We start from the raw sequence: 16685 nt of genomic DNA, 5'->3' as shown, positions 1-16685 counted from the left end.
CGCGCAAGGCTCCGAGGGTTCGCGAGGCACTCATCAGCACTTCGGGCAGACAGGCGGGCCGGGTGCCCAGCTGCCAGCTACGCGCGAGACGGGCGAGGGCGGCCAGAGCGACGGCCCCCACCGGCAGCAGGCTCCGGGCAGCCGGGTCGGCGCCGACGCTCTCGCGATGCGCCACGAGTCGTTCCTGAAGGGCCTGCTCGATCCGCTGTTCCATCCCGGGTGCACGGCGTACTCCCCAGGGGCTGCTGGCAGTTGGGCAAGACCGACTACCCCGGCCGGCCGGGAGAGAGGTGGTGGCCCTGCTGGTGTGCGACACCTGCGTGCGCCCGGTCACCGCGCTTCCGCCGACAGGCCGGTGAAACGTCTCGCGAGACACTCGCCATTTCTTCCGGGACGAGCGGCCCGGGTCGGCAGTTGTTGCTCACGGGCAGCGCCCCACAGCGGATCAGCGCTGCCCGCAGGCCCGTTGGACTGGAACGATCCAGCCTCTGCACCCCGGCCACCTGCGGGCCGCACCGATCCGTACCGAGCCGGGTCAGCGGCCCGCCAGGCCGGCTACCCGTGTGAGGCAGGAGGCAGAGCGGGTCCGCCGGAGTCAGGGCCGTAGGAACACGTACAGCGCGGCCCAGGCGAGGGGTAGCGCGGGGATGGGCGCGGGCGCCTGGACGGCGACGAGGGCCATCAGGCCGGAACCGAAGAAGGCGACGGCCAGGGTGGTGCGGTTGTCGGGAGCGGGGGACGCGGAAGGTCTCCGGGAAGGTGGGCGAGGCGGGCCGTCTGGTGGGCCGCAGGGACCTTGGAGGAGCGGCGGGTCGGACACGCACCCCCGCTTGATGCCGAAGTCTTGCCGTAGCACACCGGTGCGGGACGGAGGCGGATTCCGGGAAGGCCGCTGCACAGCGGAAGCACTGAAAGGTGCGTCTGTCTGGGCGATACCCATGCAGAGCATCGGAAGCCTTCTGCGGGGAAGAGGGCAACGTGCGACCGGAAGGCGGGGCCGTCGGTAGCTGGGGGAAGGTGCCTTACCTGCAAAAACGTGGATTACAGCTGGGCGCCCCCGGCAGGACTCGAACCTGCGGCCAAGCGCTTAGAAGGCGCCTGCTCTATCCACTGAGCTACGGGGGCCGGGTGTGTGGCCTCGGTCGTGGTGTGCCCGGGTGTGGGCCGGTCCGTGACGTTGCCGGGGACAAGGATAGGGCTCCCGGGTCCTTGTCCCTGTTGCTTCACCTCCGTGGCTCGATGTGGAGGTTCAGTGAAGCGGTCCTGATAATCGCAGGCAGGTACGAATCGTGCATCGCTTTTGGTGCCCCGCGCCACGGGTGTTGTGCACTCGTTATGCCTGGACTGTGCCCTTGCCCCAGTCATCCCTTCCGTCCGTTGTGTTCCGTCGGCGCGCAGGCATGCGCATATGCTTCAGAATTCCCCCAAAATTGGGCATTCTTCACATGTGGTGACCTTGGACGTACGGCCTCAGCTGCTCGACGCACTCTCCGCCCTGCGCGACCGTGTCGCCGCCGCACGCTTCCCGCTGCCCCTGGCGGGGGCTCCACGCGCGCGTGCCAACCGCGACGAACTGCTCGCCCAGCTCGACGACTATCTGGTGCCCCGCCTGAAAGAGCCCGAAGCACCGCTGCTGGCCGTGGTGGGCGGTTCCACCGGCGCGGGCAAGTCGACCCTCGTCAACTCCCTTGTCGGGCGCCGGGTCAGCGAGGCCGGCGTGCTGCGGCCGACGACCCGCACACCGGTGCTGGTCTGCCACCCGGAGGACCATCACTGGTTCAGCGGCATGCGGGTGCTGCCCGACCTCACGCGCGTGTGGGTGCCCCATCAGGACCCGGGGGACGAGTTGCTCCTCCCCGGTGAGGACGGTATGCGTGTGCTGCGGATCGAGACCGCCGACACCCTCCCGCGCGGGATCGCCCTCCTGGACGCGCCCGACATCGACTCCCTGGTGGCCGACAACCGGGTGCTGGCCGCCGAACTGATCTGCGCGGCCGACATCTGGGTCATGGTCACCACGGCCGCCCGCTACGCCGACGCCGTGCCCTGGCATCTGCTGCGCACGGCCAAGGAGCACAACGCGACCCTGGTGACCGTCCTCGACCGGGTGCCCCACCAGGTCGTGTCCGAGGTCTCGCGACAGTACGGCGCCCTGCTCGCCAAGGCGGGCCTCGGCGACGTACCCCGCTTCACGGTGCCCGAACTGCCCGAATCCGCCTGGGGTGGGGGGCTGCTTCCGGCCAGTGCCGTGGCCACCCTGCGGAGTTGGCTCGTGCAGCAGACCCAGGACCCGGGCGCCCGGCAGGAGTCGATGGCACGCACGGCCTACGGCGTCCTCGACTCCCTCAAGTCGCGGATGCCCGAACTGGCCAGTGCCGCCGCCGCCCAGTACGCCGCCGCGCTACGGCTCACGGCCGCCGTCGAGGGGGCGTACGACAGCGAGCACGCGCGTGTGCGGGGGCGGTTGCAGGCCGGGGCCGTGCTCGCCGGGGACGCGCTGAAGCGCTGGCGTGCCTTCCCGCTCGACTGCTCCGCCGGTGAGCTCCTCGACGCCCTCGCGGAGAGCCTCGCCGCACTGCTGCTGTGCGCCGTCACGGCCGCCGACGAGCGCGTGGAGGACGCCTGGCGCCGCGAACCGGCTGCGGGCGCCCCAGAACTCACCGAGCGCGATCCGTCGCTGGAGAGCGCCGAGCACCGCATCGGGATGGCCGTACGGCGGTGGCGGCGCGAGCTGGAGGAGTACGCCGAGGAGGAGGTGGCCGACCTCGACCGGAGTATCGCGTCCGACCCCGAGGTCGTCGCCGCCCTGGTCGCCACCGCGCTGCTGGGCGGCCGTAGGGCGCGGTCCGCGGGTGAGGGGCTCGCCGAACGGATCGGCGCCCACGGCGCGTTGCGGCTGCGCGACCGCGCCGGGCGTCTGCTCAACGACCATCTGGACCGGGTCGTGCACACCGAGCGCGAACGCCGGCTCGCCCCGCTCGACGCCCTCGACGTGCACCCCGAACCCCAGGCCGAACTCATCGCCGCGCTGTCCGTACTGCAGAAGGAGAGGTGACCGGTGACTGCCGTCACTGACCAGGACCACACGGACGAACACACGGACGAGATGGATCACGCCGATCCCTCCCCTGTAGAGGGCGGTTCAGAGGGAACATCCGGTAACCGCCTCCCCGTAGAGGACGCGCCGGACGCGAAGGACGCGGCGGAAGTGGGTGACCCGGAGGACGCCGACGACCACGCGCGCGTGTCGGCCGACACCTCCGGTCGTACGGAATCCAAGGCATCCGCAGACCCGGCGAACCCGGCGAACCCGTCGAGCCCCACGGACCCCGAGGAAGCGACCGGCTCCTGGGACGACGGGCTGATCGCGCGGCGGGTCAACGAGACCACCGCCGCGCAGCAGGCCGCCGCCGTGGAGATCAGGGCCTCCCGTGCGCAGGCCGTGCACGCCGCGCACCACACCGCGCAGGTCCCGGCCCCGTTGGCGTACGACGGGCCGCTACGGTCCCGTCTCGACGCGCTGCGGGAACTCGTGGGGCTCTCCAGGACCCGGCTCGACAGCGGGACCCTCGCGGAGGCGGGGCGGGTGCTCGACGAGGCGGCGGCGCGGCGCAGGCTCTCCGGGCAGCACACCGTGGTCGCCATCGCGGGCGCCACCGGCAGCGGCAAGTCGCAGCTGTTCAACTCGCTCGCCGGAGTGGCCATTTCGGAGACGGGCGTACGACGGCCCACCACCGCCGCGCCCATCGCGTGCAGCTGGAGCGACGGCGCGGCCACCCTCATCGACCGGCTCGGCATTCCGGGACGGCTGCGCCGACGCCCCTTGCAGAGCGCCGAGATGGAGGCCCAGCTGCGCGGGCTCGTCCTGGTGGACCTGCCCGACCACGACTCGGCGGCCGTGGCGCACCGCGAGCAGGTGGACCGGGTGCTGGCCCTCGTGGACGCGGTCATCTGGGTCGTCGACCCGGAGAAGTACGCCGACGCGATCCTCCATGAGCGTTATCTGCGGCCGATGGCGGGTCACGCGGAGGTCATGTTCGTCGTCCTCAACCAGATCGACCGGCTTCCCGGGGAGGCGGCCGACCAGGTCCTCGACGATCTGCGTCGACTGCTCGACGAGGACGGCATCGCCCTGGGGGAGTACGGCGAACCCGGCGCGACCGTGCTCTCCCTGTCCGCGCTCACCGGGGACGGCATCCCCGAACTGCGCGAGGTTCTGGGCCAGTTCGTGGCGGATCGTGGAGCAGCGGCACGGCGAATTTCAGCCGATGTCGACGCCGCCGCGTGGCGACTGCGACCCGTGTACGCCACGGGGCGGCGCACCGGGCTCAGCGAGGAGGCGCGGGACGAGTTCGCCGCGCGGCTCGCGGACTCGGTGGGCGCCACCGCGGCGGGCGAGGCGGCCGAACGCGCCTGGCTGCGCAACGCCAACCGCGCCTGCGGCACGCCCTGGCTGCGGCTGTGGCGCTGGTACAACGACCGGCGTGAACCCGCGACCGGCCGACTACAGGTCCGCGCCCAGGCGGACGAGGAGGCCACGGCACGCCAGCGCGTCGAACAGGCGGTCCGTACGGTCGCCGACCGGGCCTCCGGCGGGCTGCCGGCGCCGTGGGCACAGGCGGTGCGGGAGGCGGCCGTACGCGGGGCGCAGGGGCTGCCCGAGGCGCTGGACGAGCTGGCGACGCGGGCCGGGCTGCCGGTCGGGCGGCCACCGCGGCCGGGGTGGTGGCCGGCGGCCGTACTGGCGCAGGCGTCCATGACGATCCTCCAAGTCGTCGGCGGGCTGTGGCTGGTGGGCCAGATCATCGGGTTCATGGCACCGAATCTCGGGGTGCCGGTGCTGCTGATGGTGGCCGGCATCATCGGCGGCCCGCTCGTCGAATGGAGCTGCCGGCTCGCGGCCCGCGGTCCCGCCCGGCGCTACGGCCTCGACGCCGAGCGGCGATTGCGGGAGGCGGCCGCGGGGTGTGGACGGGCGCGGGTGCTCGATCCGTTGGCCGCGGAGCTGCTGCGGTACCGGGAGGTGCGGGAGCAGTACGGGCGGGTCACGGGGGCGGGCATCGGGGCCGGGTGAACCGGGGTCCGGACGTCGTTCGCTCGTCCGGGTGATGAGGTTTTCCACAGGTGGGCGGTGGTCCACAGGGCTCAGCGGGCCCGGCTCGGCGGAGGCAGTCTGACTGCAGCCGTACGGGACGGGCCCGTACGCGTTTCCGCCCGGCCTCGCGGGGCCGGGCCAGGGAGGGATGAGCGATGAACGACACCACGATCTGCGCGGTCGGGAATGTGGCGACCCAGCCGATGTACCGGGATCTGGCGACGGGACCGTCGGCGCGGTTCCGGCTCGCGGTGACCTCGCGTTACTTCGACCGCGAGAAGAGCGTCTGGACGGACGGCCACACCAACTTCTTCACGGTGTGGGCCAACCGCCAACTGGCCACGAACGTGGCGGCGTCGCTGTCGGTCGGCGACCCCGTCGTCGTCCAGGGCCGGCTGAAGGTGCGGACGGAAGTACGCGAGGGACAGCCGAACTGGTCCTCGGCGGACATCGACGCTGTGGCGATCGGTCACGACCTGGCGCGCGGCACCTCGGCCTTCCGCCGGGCCAACAAGCAGGAGACGGCGGCCTCTCCGCCCCGGCCGGAGCCCAACTGGGAGACACCGGGAGGGGATTCGGCCGGCGATTCGGACGCCGATTCCGCCACCCGTGCCGATTCCGCCGACCAACACCGGGCAGAGCCGCTCGTGGTGACGTGATGTCAGTGAATGCCCCGAGCTGATCGAACTGCGGCTTATCGATGAATGCGCTCCGAAAGACCCGGTGGATTTGTCGATAAGCCCTGCTCGCAGGCGATCTTGGGGATAACGATTCCGAGTCGGATCGGTTATCCGATGACCCGACTGGAGAAGGCGGTGCGCCCGCGTCCCTAGGATGCCGGGCATAGCTCGGGCACAGTTCCCGGTGCTCTGATTCTGCTGGTGGGACCGCACCCCCACGTCGACGGGTCCTGCTCGAAGGGGAATTCCGTGTCATCTGCGTTGTCCGTGTTGTCTGCGTTCCCCGCGCTGTCCCTGCGCGGTCGCCGGGGTGCCGTGCGCCTCGTCGCCGCGACCTGGACGTGCGGACTCGTCGCCGCCGGAGTGCTGGCCGGCGCCGGCCCGGCCGTCGCCGACGAGACACCGCAGACCCAGGGCGGGGCGACGGCGACGATAGGCGGACTCAAGACGTACGGCGAGGCCGTGATCCACGCGGACACGGGCGACCAGCAGGTCTCCGCGGGCCTGTTCGAGATGTCCGTGGACGGCGGCGGCACCCTCCAGACGTACTGCGTCGATCTCCAGAACCCCACCCAGCGGGACGCCAAGTACCACGAGACCGCGTGGAGCGGCACGTCGCTGGGCGCCAACAAGAGCGCGGGCAAGATCCGTTGGATCCTGCAGCACTCCTACCCGCAGGTGAACGACCTCGCCGCGCTCTCCGCGAAGGCCGGCACCAAGGGCCTGACCGAGCAGGACGCGGCGGCCGGTACGCAGGTGGCCATCTGGCGCTACTCGGACGGCGCCGACGTCGACGCGGTCGACCCGCAGGCCGAGAAGCTCGCGGACTACCTGGAGAAGAGCGCGCGGAACGTGGCGGAGCCGCAGGCCTCGCTGACCCTCGACCCGCCCGCGGTCTCCGGGCACCCCGGTGAGCGGCTCGGCCCGGTGACCGTGCACACCAACGCGAGCGGGGTGACGGTGACACCGCCCGCGGACGCCGCCACGACCGGGGTGCGGATCGTCGACAAGGACGGCAAGGTCGTCACGTCCGCGGCGGACGGCAGCCAGGTGTTCTTCGACGTGCCCGAGGACGCGACGGCCGGGTCCGCCGACCTGACCGTGCAGGCCTCCACCACCGTGCCGGTCGGCCGGGCCTTCACCTCCGAGAGCAGAAGCCAGACGCAGATCCTCGCCGGTTCCAGCGAGTCGACGGTCTCCGCCGCCGCGAGCGCGGACTGGGCGGAGAGCGGTGCCGTACCGGCACTGTCGGCTCAGAAGAACTGCGCCGACGGCGGCCTGGACGTCACCGCGGCCAACCAGGGCGACGAGACGTTCACCTTCGAGCTGATGGGCGTCGAGCACGGCATCGACGCCGGGAAGTCCGCGACGGTGACGATCCCGCTCCAGGAGGACCAGGTCTACGACTTCACGATCACGGCGCCGAACGGCTACGCGAAGCGGTTCGCCGGAGTCCTCGACTGCCGCACGCAGAGCGACGCGGGCGGTGCCGTGACGCAGACGCTCAGCGAGCCGAGCCCCGCGACGGTCGGCGGCACCACCGTCGACACGAACCTCGCCGAGACCGGCGGTTCCGGCATCACCCCGATGATCACGGTCCTCGCCCTCGGCCTGGTCGGCATCGGCGCCACGACCCTCGTCCTGCTGCGGGACCGCAAGCCCGGTCAGGGCTGAGGCGACAGCGACCGCCCAGCGGTTCTCCGGTTCCCGGCGCAACTGTCGGCGCGTCCGGGGAGTCGTACCCGCCATGACCGAAGCAGGAATACGGCACGGCGAGGGATTGTCGCCCGGCACCTTCACGGCGGCGGGAGTCGGGAGCCTCGCTCTCGCCGCCTGGGCCAGCTGGAGCGACCTCCTGCTGTTGGTGTGGGGGCACGTGGTCCCCGACTGGGAGGTGAGCGGTGTTCTCTTCGTGCTCGCCCTCGCCCTGTGGTGGACCTTCCTCCGGGCGGCCGGACGGGCGCAGGCCACGCGGCTCGCGGGGACACGAGCGAGGTGGGTGTCACCGATGAGCGCCGTGCTGATCGGCGTGGGGACGCTCGGTATCGCCTGGGGAGCGGTGGGCGACTTGGACGCGCGGTACTACGTGCTGCGCCCCACGGGCCCTGGCGGCTGTACGGCCGTGGTGCGGGAGACGTCGTTCCTCATGATCGGCAACGGCGAGGCGTACGCGGTGGGGCGCACCGGCCTGGCGCTGGGCGAGGCGGGCTCCTGGGTGGTCGACGACGGGTACCGGCCCATCGCCGACGGCGCGTACGAGTTGGACTGGGAGCAGGACGGCGGGCTGCTGGTGATCAGCGGTACGAGTACCGATCCGGTGCTCCGAGGAGGAATGACCGACATCGACTGCGGGTGGTGAGGCCGGCCACGCTCACCGGCTCACGGAGGTGAGCCCGTCGCCCGCCGTACGCCGGTGCAGGCCACCAGCGCGTCGCCGTCCTCGGTGAGGAAGAGCAGGTGGATCCACGCTCCGTCGGCAGCCGTGATCTGCCCGAGCCGCACCGGCCGGCCGTGCAGGCCGAGCAGCCGCACCGCCCGTTCAAGGCTCAGGGTCTCGACGCCCGTCCGGCGCGTGTGCCGGAGCCTGACCGCATAGGTGTGGGCATACCGCTCGGCCGGCCAGGTCCCGTCCCACACGGCATGGGCGGCGCCGCCCAAGAGGGCCTCCGAGGCGGCCACGGAGGCTTCGTCGTCGCCGACGAGCAGCCGGACCAACAGTTCCCGTTCCTCGGCCTCGGGCTTGCCCCCACTCATGCTCCCCTCATGCTCCCCGCTCACCCCCGTGCACCCACCACCGACCCGCCTCACGACCCCGCCCACAAGCCGTCCCCCGAACCCCCAGCTCACAGCCCCCCGGCCAAACGAGTTACCACCCAAGCCGGGACCTCAGGCAAGATGGACTACTTTTGGCGGCGCTGAAGCACAAAAGGGCCCCTGACCAGCGGCGGAACCGTCGGGCAGGGGTCGTCTTGGGGCCGTGGGCCGTCTGTGGGCCGTCAGGCCGCTGCCGGGAGGTCCGCCACCGGATGGATGCGCTGGAACACGGAGGTCACCGCAGCCCGGGCCTTCGCCTCGCTGCTCGGCATCAGGTGCGTGTAGATCCGCAGCGTGAATCCGGGGTCGGAGTGTCCCAGGTAGGTGCTCAACGCCTTGATGCTCCCTCCACCTTCCAGGACCACCGACGCGTAGAAGTGCCGCAACGCGTGCATGCCGTCATCCGGAGCGGCAGCGTAGCGCTTGCCCCGTTCCTTGGGAGGGATGACGCCCGCATGGGCGAGCGCGGGCTTCCAGACGTAGTCGTCGAAGTAGCTGCGCCAGATCGCCTTGTCTGCGCCGCTCGTGAAGATGAGCTTGAACGTCACCAACGGGCCGTCCGGTGTCTTCCACGGCAACGTCACTGCGACGGGCGGGAACTCTTCCATGTGCTCACGGAGTCCCATCCCCACCACCGGACTGAGCGGCGCATCCCGGAGCTTGCCCCGCTTGGGCGGGGCGAAGACCAGCGTGCCGCCCACCCTCTTGACCTGCTGGCGGACGTGCACCCAACCGGTAGCGAAGTCGAGGTTGTCTTCAGCGAGGCCGAAGATCTCCCCCTGACGCAGTCCGCAGCCCCCGCCGACGTCCACGGTGGCCGCGTACCGACCGGGCAGCCCCGCGCGCACATCCAAGACGCGTTCCCTGGTCCACGGTTTGATCAGCCGGGGCTCGGGGACGGGGGCTTTGACCGACTTGGGGTGACAGGGGTTCGACCTGATCACCTTGTCGTCCACTGCCGCATTGAACAGCGACGACACCGAGTCGTAGATCGCGCGGCGGTAGGTTCCGTTCGGCACGGCCAATGCGAGCTTGTTCAACCAGGCTCGCATGTGCTCCGGCTCGCACGAACCCATCGAACGCTTCCCCAGGTAGGGCACTGCGTGCAGCCGGATGCGCCTGCGCACGACTTCCTGACTGCCCTGGTCGCTTGTCAGCCCTCCCAACCACTTCTCCGCGTACTCCCGGAACGTGATCTGTCCGGCCTTCGGGTCGATGTACTGGCCTTCGTCCATGTCCGTCTTGATCCGGTTCAGCCACTTCTCGGCGAGCGCCTTTTGACGGTCGGGGAAGCTCTTGGACTGCTCGGTCCCGTCCGGGCCGACATAGCGGGCCCGGTAGCGCAGGCCGATGCCGTAGCGGTCGGAACGAACACGGGTGGCCTTGCCGTTCGCGTCGGATTCGGTCTTGTACCAGCGGTCTTGGATGTGGCCTGCCATGCGGGGGCGTTCCTTTCGGGGCATGGGCAGGGAGGGCCACACCATGGCCCTCCCTGGGGTACTGAGCTGTGAGGTTGTGGCTGTTTCAGGCGGCGGTGCGGTCGTCGGCCATGCGTTCGGTGACGTAGGCATGCACGGCGGCGGGGTCGTAGCGGATGTACTTGCCGATGCGGAATCCGGGCGGGCCGGTGTGCTTCCTGCGCCACTGGTAGACGGTCTCTTTGGGCACCTTGAAGATCACGGCGATGTCGTCGGCAGTGAGGTAGCGGTCCGGGAGGCCTTCCCGGAGGATCGCGCGGGGGTCCGGTCGGTCAGGGGGTTCGGGGAGTTCGAGCAGCTTGGGGCGAGCCACGGTGCGACTCCTTCGGGGCTTCGGTCCTGGGGGCGGGGGCGGTGCTTGTCCTAGGTGCGGATTTCTGCGTCATTGCGTCATCAGCGTCATTCAGGCTTCTGACCTGCTGCTTTGCGTGACGCAGGGGGCGAGGCCTGCGTCATGGGTGCGTCATGGGCTGCGTCATCGGTGACGCGGTCCATGACGCAGATGACGCAGGATGACGCAGTCGTGGCCGTCTGCGTCATGCCCGTCATCGCAGGTCAGGGGCCATTTTCCGGCTCGCATGACGCAGATGACGCAGCGTTTCCCCTCTTAGGACAAAGAGGGGGTGTCTGTCGTAGTCGGAGCCGCTCTCAAAGAGCAGAGAAGGGGCCGCTACGCGGCGCGTCCTTGGGCGGGGCGCTGCCCCGAACAGCAAGAAGAGCACGCCCACGCATCGCCGGATGGTGCTCCTCTTGCTTGTCCGGGTGAGCCTGCGGAGCGCGGTCAGGGCATCCGCTGCTGCTCGTACGGGGGCGGTGCGGCGGGGCGGGCCATTTCGAGGTACCTGCCTTCGCTGGTGCGGCCTGTGTCGACGAGGACACCCCGGGCGGCGAGGGTGGGCTGTAGGCGCTTGAGACGGTCGGAGAGGACTTTGCCGGTGGTCGGCCACCCCTTGGGCAGGGGACGGCAGTCGTCGCCGCTGTAGAGGCGGCTGAGGCAGTGCAGCCACTCCGTGGAGGGCATGCGCTGCGCCGTGCCCGGCTCGATGGTGTCTGCATGCCGGAGGACGGTCTGTGCCAACAGATCGCCCTCGATCACGTCGTCGTTCAGATCATCCAGACGGGCCCGGTAGGCAGCGAGCGCCCCGAGCCCGGTGGCCGCATCGAGCTGCGCGCACAGGTGCGCGAAGTCCGCCATCCGCAGATCAGTGGGCGTCTCCGCCGCGACCGCGCGGACCTTGACCGTGAGATCCAAAAGCGAGCCGAGCACGACGGGCAGCACTTCCGCGTACTCCGCCCACAACTCCGCCTCGGTACGCCGCACACGGGGCCGCTCCAACCGCAGCGGGAGCAGGCGTTCGGCGAGGTCGGGCCGGATGACGCCCACATCGATCCCGGTCAGCAGCAGCGGCCGGCGGTAGCCGACGCGGAACACGTCCCCGTCCGTGAACAGGGCGCGCTTGACGCTCTCCGCCCCGGTGACGATGCAGCACATCGCATCCGACAGGTCAGGCGTCATGTGCGAGAGGTTGTCCAACGCGGTGACCCATCCCGCCGCCACGGCCGCGATCAGGTTCTCTTCATCCTTCGGTGCCCGACGCAGGTCACCGCTCATCCCCTCGATGATCCGGACCAGCATCCGCCCGCCCGTGGACTTGCCCGCGCCCTGGGGACCGGTGAGGAAGGGGGCGGGGACGGGCACGGACGGTCCGAGGCAGCCGATCAGCCACGCCACGGCCAGGCACTCGGTCTCCGCACCGGCGAAGTTGCACAGCCGCATCAGCAGGTCGATGCCCTTGCTGTTCGTGTCCTTGACGGGCAGGGGCAGTTCCCCGGTGAGCTGGGTGCGCCGCCAGCACACTTCCTGCGGATCGGGCACGGTGATCTCCCACCCGGTGGGGTGGATACGCACGGACTGCCCGTCGTCGCGTCCCAGGTCCAGCCAGGTCGCTCCGTCGTATCCGGGGGCGACGCGGATGTTCACGGCGTGCGTGTCCTCGTACAGCGCGAGCGCTTCGATCAGGTCCAACGCCTCTTTCAGCGCAGTCCCGTTGAACACGCCCACCCCGTCCCGGTACATGCCGACCATGAGTTCCTGCCGGTGGCTACCGGTGGTGCCCTGGGAGCGCATCGGGCGAGCCACGGGGTGGCCGTTGCGCTGCGCGTACACGGTCCCGTCAGCGGTGCGGAAGTAGCGGAAGTGGGATTGCGCGTAGTCCGCGATGATCTCGCGCGCGGGGTTCTTCTCGTCCTCGGACATGGTCACAGTCCCAACGTGGTCAGGGCGTTGGTCCACGCGTCCGTGCAGTGCTGCGGCGATTCGCCCTTGGTCTGCGCGGCGGTGAACAGCCGCGCGGCATGGGCGTCGGTGAGGCAGCCGCACCGCCCGTGCGTGGACAGCACCGCGAGGAACGTCCGGTACACGGTGGTGTGCACCGCCTCCCGCGCGGCGGTGATGCGCTGCTCCGCCATGGCGATGCCACGGTCCAGGAAGGCGGGCGTACGGTGCGGGCACACCCCGCCCTGCCCCCTCAGAGGCGCTGAGGCGGCCTGTAGCGCCCTGCGAGCCGTGGACGGTTGCCTCAATGCCAGAGTGTGCACAGCGTCCGGCAGAGAGGCCATGGAGCCGTTTCCGATTCCGAGCCAACGGGCGTACGCCATAAGGGACTTGATGTCGACCCCGGGCCGGACGTCGTTGCGCGAGGGCATGACGCCCCGGTAGATCCAGTGCTCACCGCGAGTCGTCGCCACGGTCCTCGTGGAGGGCAGCGTTGCGCGAGCCCACGCGATGGCCGCCGCGTTGTCGAGGTCGACGACGGTCAGCCCGGCGCCTCCGGGGTGGTAGGCGACCGCCGCCGCTTTCCGCCATGCCGCCGCCCACTGGGGGGAGTTGAGGACGCGCGGGTCGGTGGTCGCGGCGGCCCACGCGTGGCAGACGCCGGGGCACATGCAAGGTCCCGGGGTCTTCATGTTCGGCCGGCCGCCGCACGCGTTCTTCGCGCAGGTACGGCAGTTGCCGAACGGGACCTTCCCCGCCCGCAGCGGCAGGGGTGGGACCCCGTTCGCGGCGAGCGTCAGCGCGGTGTGCAGCGGGGCTACTCGCCGGATGTCAGTGGTTTGGGTCATGCTGGAGACCTCCAACAGGTCTGTTGAGGACGGGTTGGACAAGAGCGGCCCCGGGTTCTTGGCGGAATAGGGGGCCGCTCTTGGCATCACTGTTGGTTATCGGTCTTGGCCCACACGCCGGTGGTCCGGGTGTGGATGGTGCGCTGGTCCTGGTAGACCGGGCCGTCGTAGTGCTGGTGGATGTCGGGGGCGGGCTTGGCGCCCTTGAGGAGTCGGGCGAGCGCGAGGACCAGGGCGGTGGGGGCCCCGAAGACGAGGGCGCACACGAGCGGGTCGGCGAACTGGGAGACGTACATGAGCACGGCCGCCGTGCCGCCGACCATGGTGGTGGTGACGCCGCCCGCGAGCATGAGCACGCTCGCGTCGGTGGCGCCCTGGCTCATCGGGGGCCGTCCCGGCTGCGCGACCGGCGGGGTGTCGCCCCGGGCGGGGACGGGGGTGTCGTCGCGGTAGGCGGTGGGCCGGTAGGCGTCGGCGATGATCCGGCGAGCCTCGCTCGCGGCTTCCGCGTCGGTCATCCCGGGGTCGGTCTGGGTGTGGCCGGGGGTGGTCTCGGGGTACATGCGGAATCCCTTCCGAACATGGGTCAGGGAGGCAGGGACACCCCCTTCCGGGGGCGTCGTGGAGGGGGTTTCAGGGGTGCTGACCTGCGGGCCTCCCTGACTCCCTGAACGATCATTTGTGCAGGTCAGGGCGAGGGAGGCGGGTCAGGGAGGGGTTCAGGGAGTTCTCCCTGCCTCCCTGACCCGCCGGGGTGTGGCTCCCTGCCGTCAGCCGACGGAAGCGGAATCCTCGTCGGGCCGGTTGGCGAGGGCGCGCAGGACGCGGTCACGGCTGACGACCATGACGCCCTCGGACTTGTACGGCTCGGCCCCGTCGGCTTCCAGCACGCGCTTGAGGTCGCCGTTGGTCCAGGTGCCGTAGGCGTCCTCGTCGAGCACGGTCAGCCGCTTGAGGACGTCCCGGGTCAGCACGCGCGGCGCGTCTCCCAGCACGCCGGCAATGTCCGCGAGCGGGTCGCGGTCCTCACCGGCGTCGATGACGTGCAGGGTGGTGACTCCGTCGCGCAGGGCCTTGGCGCGCTCGATGATGGCTTCGGCTGCGTCGTCGTCGACGTAGTGCGTGCGCACCGTGATGGAGGACTGCCCCTTGGGAATGTCGATGCCCGACGAGGCGACGACGAGGGTCCCCTGATCCAGGCCCGGGCGCAGCAGGTTGGGGGCGGCGCCCCCGTCGACGGCCTTGTCCCCCAGCGCCATCCGCGCCTGCGACTCCGTGCCGAGAGCGAGCGAGGCCCGGGTGTGGGCGCCCTCGCGGACCAGCTTGGGGAGGTTCTGGTCGGTGGGGTCCTGGGTGCCCTGCCACATCAGCACGTTCACGGCACGGCCCTGGTTGTGGATCTTCCGGACGGCCATGAAGTAGCGGGAGTTGGACTTCGAGCCGCCGTAGGGCCGCTTGTCCTCGTCCTTGACCGGGCACATGAACGCCACCTGCGCCTCGTCGACCAGCACGATCAGCGCGGGGAACACGGTGCCGGGGGCGGCCATCATCCGGCGGTTCATCTCGTCGACGGCACCTTCGACCATCTCGGTGACCTGGATGACGTGCTCGTCGGTCGGTCCCTGGATGAGCGTGTCGGCGAGGCCGTCGAACATGGCCCAGTCACCCAGACCCTTGAGGTCGCCCATCAGGAACTGCACCGACTTGTCGAGCGCCAGCCACAGGGCGAGGGAGCGTAGGGCGACGGTCTTGCCCTGGTTCGACAACCCGGTGATCAGCAGGTGGCGCTGATACACGCTCAGCGCGGCGGCATCGCCGCGCAGGTCCTGCCCCCACGGGGCGCGGCCCTTGGCGTAGTCGGCGGTCATCGTCTCGTCGGTGACCAGCGGGGAGGGGCCGATCGGTTGGTCCAGCGCCCCGGAGTCGGCCACCCACAGCCGCACGGTGCGGGCGGCTTCGGGGATGGTGATGAACACCTCGTGCTCGTGCCGGGACAGGTTCTCGGCAAGCTTGCGGCGGCGCTGCTGCACCTCGATCGTCGACACCCCGGAGGGCAGGGTGACGTCGACCTCGACCCCGCATCCGGCAATCCGGATGGGACCCAGCATGCTCGCGCCGGCGTCGCCCATGTCCTTGATGGCGTTGCGCAGGGCGGGTACTCCGAGGTCGCGCAGGGCCTTGACCACGATGGAGGGGGTGATCGGCTCGCCCTCGCCGTTGCGGACGTTGGCGGGCAGCGCCCACTGGGGTGCGGCCTGCTGCTTGCTGCCGACGGCCCACAGCGCGAGCAGGGCCAGGAACGGGCCGATGGTGAGCATCGGGCCCCATACGACCTGCACGATCCGGATCAGCAGGTTGATGAAATCGATCGTGGCGTCCAGCGGGGTCAGCACGTCGACCGGGCGCCCCGAGTGGACGGCCATCACGATCCCCAGCGCGACCAGCACCCCGACGCTCACCCCGGTGCCGACCACGATGCCTTTCGCGGCTTCCACGGGGGAGTGGAGGAGGTCCATGCGGCGGTGGTGGCGGGCCTGGCGGAAGCGCTGCAACCGCTCTTCCCACTCCTCTGCCGCTTCCAGGTTCCCCGCGGCTACTGCCGTGCGGATCATGTGCTCGTAGCGGGCCCCGGTCTTCCCGTCCCACGTGCGGCGGGCCACGATCCGCCCGCCGTTGAACGTGTAGAGGCTGTGCCGGGCCACCGCACGGGCTGCGGACTTGGTGTTCTCGTGCGTGACCGCCTGCTTCACGGCACGTCCCGAGCGCACCCACAAGGGGACCAGGGGCGTGGGCGGGGTGTCGGGGACCACGGTCAGGATCGTGGGACTCACGTCCGACTCGGGGGTGGCGGGCGGGGTTTTGATGAGGTGTACGACACTCTCGGACATGCTGGGACTGCTCCTGACTGCCCCTTCGGGGGCGGGAGTTGAGGAGAAAGGGGGTGCCGGGGCTGCCGCATCCGTGGCAGGGGGAGGGCCGTCCCCGGCATGCGTGGCCGGCGGGTGTCAGCGGCGGCGGATGCGGGCCATCCGGTGGTCGCTGGCCTGCTTCGTGGCGAGTCCCTTGTTGGAGGTCGTGCTGCCGGTCCGTCCGCAGGAGCAGCGGAAGAAGTAGCTGCGCCTGCCGGAGGTGTCTTGCCTGATCACTTCGGTGCGGTGCTTGGAGTTCCAGCCCATGGGGTTTCCTCCAGGGCAGCCCGTCAGGCTGCCGGGACAGGGGTACGGACGGGTGAGGGCGCAGGTGGGTGGGCGCTCTTCAGCGCTGGTGCCGGGCGCGGTTCTCGGCACGGCTGAGCTGGGACGACTCGATACGCGGGCCGTCGAGCCAGCAGAAGGGGCGGGTCGTGTCGGCGGCCTTGAACACGCGGATCGCCGCATCCTCGGGGGCGTCGGGCAGGGGGTAGACGCGGCCCCCGTCCAGGGAGGCGAGGATGCGGGCGCCGTGGTGCTCGCACCCGTCCGCGCCGGTGCCCACCGCGTCCAGCACGGTCACCGT

At 70.7% G+C, this 16685-nt stretch carries 14 protein-coding genes, 1 tRNA gene and 1 pseudogene; 5 read left to right on the top strand and 11 right to left on the bottom strand.

Annotated elements, in window-relative coordinates; genetic code table 11:
• Positions 1 to 595: 595 nt before the first annotated feature.
• Together SPR02S_RS62920 and SPR02S_RS08105 are read right to left on the bottom strand one after the other, a co-directional pair.
• Positions 596 to 820 (bottom strand): hypothetical protein, encoded by a 225-nt coding sequence (locus tag SPR02S_RS62920; RefSeq protein ID WP_158697793.1) that lies wholly within the window; start codon positions 818 to 820, stop codon positions 596 to 598.
• Positions 821 to 1052: 232 nt separating this feature from the next.
• A tRNA-Arg gene (locus tag SPR02S_RS08105) sits at positions 1053 to 1125 on the bottom strand.
• A 322-nt stretch (positions 1126 to 1447) separates the two neighbouring features.
• On the opposite strand from SPR02S_RS08105, the gene SPR02S_RS08100 reads away from it, so the two are divergent.
• From SPR02S_RS08100 to SPR02S_RS08080, 5 genes are all read left to right on the top strand, one after another.
• Positions 1448 to 3055: a dynamin family protein gene (locus SPR02S_RS08100; RefSeq protein ID WP_026150337.1), complete on the top strand. Its 1608-nt coding sequence runs from the start codon at positions 1448 to 1450 to the stop codon at positions 3053 to 3055.
• Positions 3056 to 3058: 3 nt separating this feature from the next.
• The gene (locus SPR02S_RS08095) at positions 3059 to 5074 is read left to right on the top strand and encodes a YfjP family GTPase (RefSeq protein ID WP_019056445.1); all 2016 of its coding nucleotides are present in this window, start codon (positions 3059 to 3061) and stop codon (positions 5072 to 5074) included.
• A 176-nt stretch (positions 5075 to 5250) separates the two neighbouring features.
• Complete coding sequence (locus SPR02S_RS08090) at positions 5251 to 5754, top strand: single-stranded DNA-binding protein (protein ID WP_019056444.1); 504 nt, start codon at positions 5251 to 5253, stop codon at positions 5752 to 5754.
• Positions 5755 to 6042: 288 nt separating this feature from the next.
• Positions 6043 to 7449: a Cys-Gln thioester bond-forming surface protein gene (locus SPR02S_RS08085; RefSeq protein WP_019056443.1), complete on the top strand. Its 1407-nt coding sequence runs from the start codon at positions 6043 to 6045 to the stop codon at positions 7447 to 7449.
• A gap of 73 nt (positions 7450 to 7522) precedes the next feature.
• Positions 7523 to 8134 (top strand): hypothetical protein, encoded by a 612-nt coding sequence (locus SPR02S_RS08080; RefSeq protein WP_158697792.1) that lies wholly within the window; start codon positions 7523 to 7525, stop codon positions 8132 to 8134.
• Positions 8135 to 8154: 20 nt separating this feature from the next.
• Here SPR02S_RS08080 and SPR02S_RS08075 read toward each other — a convergent pair whose 3' ends face one another.
• The 9 genes and pseudogenes from SPR02S_RS08075 to SPR02S_RS55365 all read right to left on the bottom strand — a co-directional run.
• Positions 8155 to 8529: a hypothetical protein gene (locus tag SPR02S_RS08075; protein ID WP_019056441.1), complete on the bottom strand. Its 375-nt coding sequence runs from the start codon at positions 8527 to 8529 to the stop codon at positions 8155 to 8157.
• Positions 8530 to 8771: 242 nt separating this feature from the next.
• Positions 8772 to 10028 (bottom strand): tyrosine-type recombinase/integrase, encoded by a 1257-nt coding sequence (locus SPR02S_RS55370; RefSeq protein ID WP_019056440.1) that lies wholly within the window; start codon positions 10026 to 10028, stop codon positions 8772 to 8774.
• Between the two features lie 85 nt (positions 10029 to 10113).
• Entirely contained in the window at positions 10114 to 10380 is a 267-nt protein-coding gene (locus SPR02S_RS08065) for a helix-turn-helix domain-containing protein (RefSeq protein ID WP_019056439.1), read from the bottom strand.
• 468 nt (positions 10381 to 10848) lie between these two features.
• On the bottom strand, positions 10849 to 12324 hold the full coding sequence (locus SPR02S_RS08060; protein ID WP_026150335.1) for an AICE element replication initiation protein: 1476 nt from the start codon (positions 12322 to 12324) through the stop codon (positions 10849 to 10851).
• Between the two features lie 2 nt (positions 12325 to 12326).
• On the bottom strand, positions 12327 to 13190 hold the full coding sequence (locus tag SPR02S_RS08055) for a bifunctional DNA primase/polymerase (protein WP_026150334.1): 864 nt from the start codon (positions 13188 to 13190) through the stop codon (positions 12327 to 12329).
• A gap of 86 nt (positions 13191 to 13276) precedes the next feature.
• Positions 13277 to 13753 carry a hypothetical protein gene (locus SPR02S_RS08050; RefSeq protein WP_019056435.1) on the bottom strand — a complete coding sequence of 159 codons (477 nt, stop codon included), beginning with the start codon at positions 13751 to 13753 and terminating at the stop codon, positions 13277 to 13279.
• A 207-nt stretch (positions 13754 to 13960) separates the two neighbouring features.
• Entirely contained in the window at positions 13961 to 16078 is a 2118-nt protein-coding gene (locus tag SPR02S_RS08045; RefSeq protein ID WP_019056434.1) for an FtsK/SpoIIIE domain-containing protein, read from the bottom strand.
• 117 nt (positions 16079 to 16195) lie between these two features.
• Positions 16196 to 16366 (bottom strand): hypothetical protein, encoded by a 171-nt coding sequence (locus tag SPR02S_RS62915; RefSeq protein ID WP_019056433.1) that lies wholly within the window; start codon positions 16364 to 16366, stop codon positions 16196 to 16198.
• A 79-nt stretch (positions 16367 to 16445) separates the two neighbouring features.
• Positions 16446 to 16685 (bottom strand): annotated as a pseudogene (locus SPR02S_RS55365) (hypothetical protein); the annotation flags it as partial.

Source organism: Streptomyces prunicolor NBRC 13075, assembly GCF_000367365.1.
Lineage (GTDB): Bacteria > Actinomycetota > Actinomycetes > Streptomycetales > Streptomycetaceae > Streptomyces > Streptomyces prunicolor.
This window is presented reverse-complemented; position numbering and strand designations above follow the sequence as displayed.

Coding starts and splice junctions, on each gene's coding strand:
- SPR02S_RS08080 (WP_158697792.1), top strand. CDS start 7,523: ATGACCGAAGCAGGAATACGGCACGGCGAGGGATTGTCGCCCGGCACC.
- SPR02S_RS08045 (WP_019056434.1), bottom strand. CDS start 16,078: ATGTCCGAGAGTGTCGTACACCTCATCAAAACCCCGCCCGCCACCCCC.
- SPR02S_RS08055 (WP_026150334.1), bottom strand. CDS start 13,190: ATGACCCAAACCACTGACATCCGGCGAGTAGCCCCGCTGCACACCGCG.
- SPR02S_RS55370 (WP_019056440.1), bottom strand. CDS start 10,028: ATGGCAGGCCACATCCAAGACCGCTGGTACAAGACCGAATCCGACGCG.
- SPR02S_RS62915 (WP_019056433.1), bottom strand. CDS start 16,366: ATGGGCTGGAACTCCAAGCACCGCACCGAAGTGATCAGGCAAGACACC.
- SPR02S_RS08050 (WP_019056435.1), bottom strand. CDS start 13,753: ATGTACCCCGAGACCACCCCCGGCCACACCCAGACCGACCCCGGGATG.
- SPR02S_RS08060 (WP_026150335.1), bottom strand. CDS start 12,324: ATGTCCGAGGACGAGAAGAACCCCGCGCGCGAGATCATCGCGGACTAC.
- SPR02S_RS08090 (WP_019056444.1), top strand. CDS start 5,251: ATGAACGACACCACGATCTGCGCGGTCGGGAATGTGGCGACCCAGCCG.
- SPR02S_RS08075 (WP_019056441.1), bottom strand. CDS start 8,529: ATGAGTGGGGGCAAGCCCGAGGCCGAGGAACGGGAACTGTTGGTCCGG.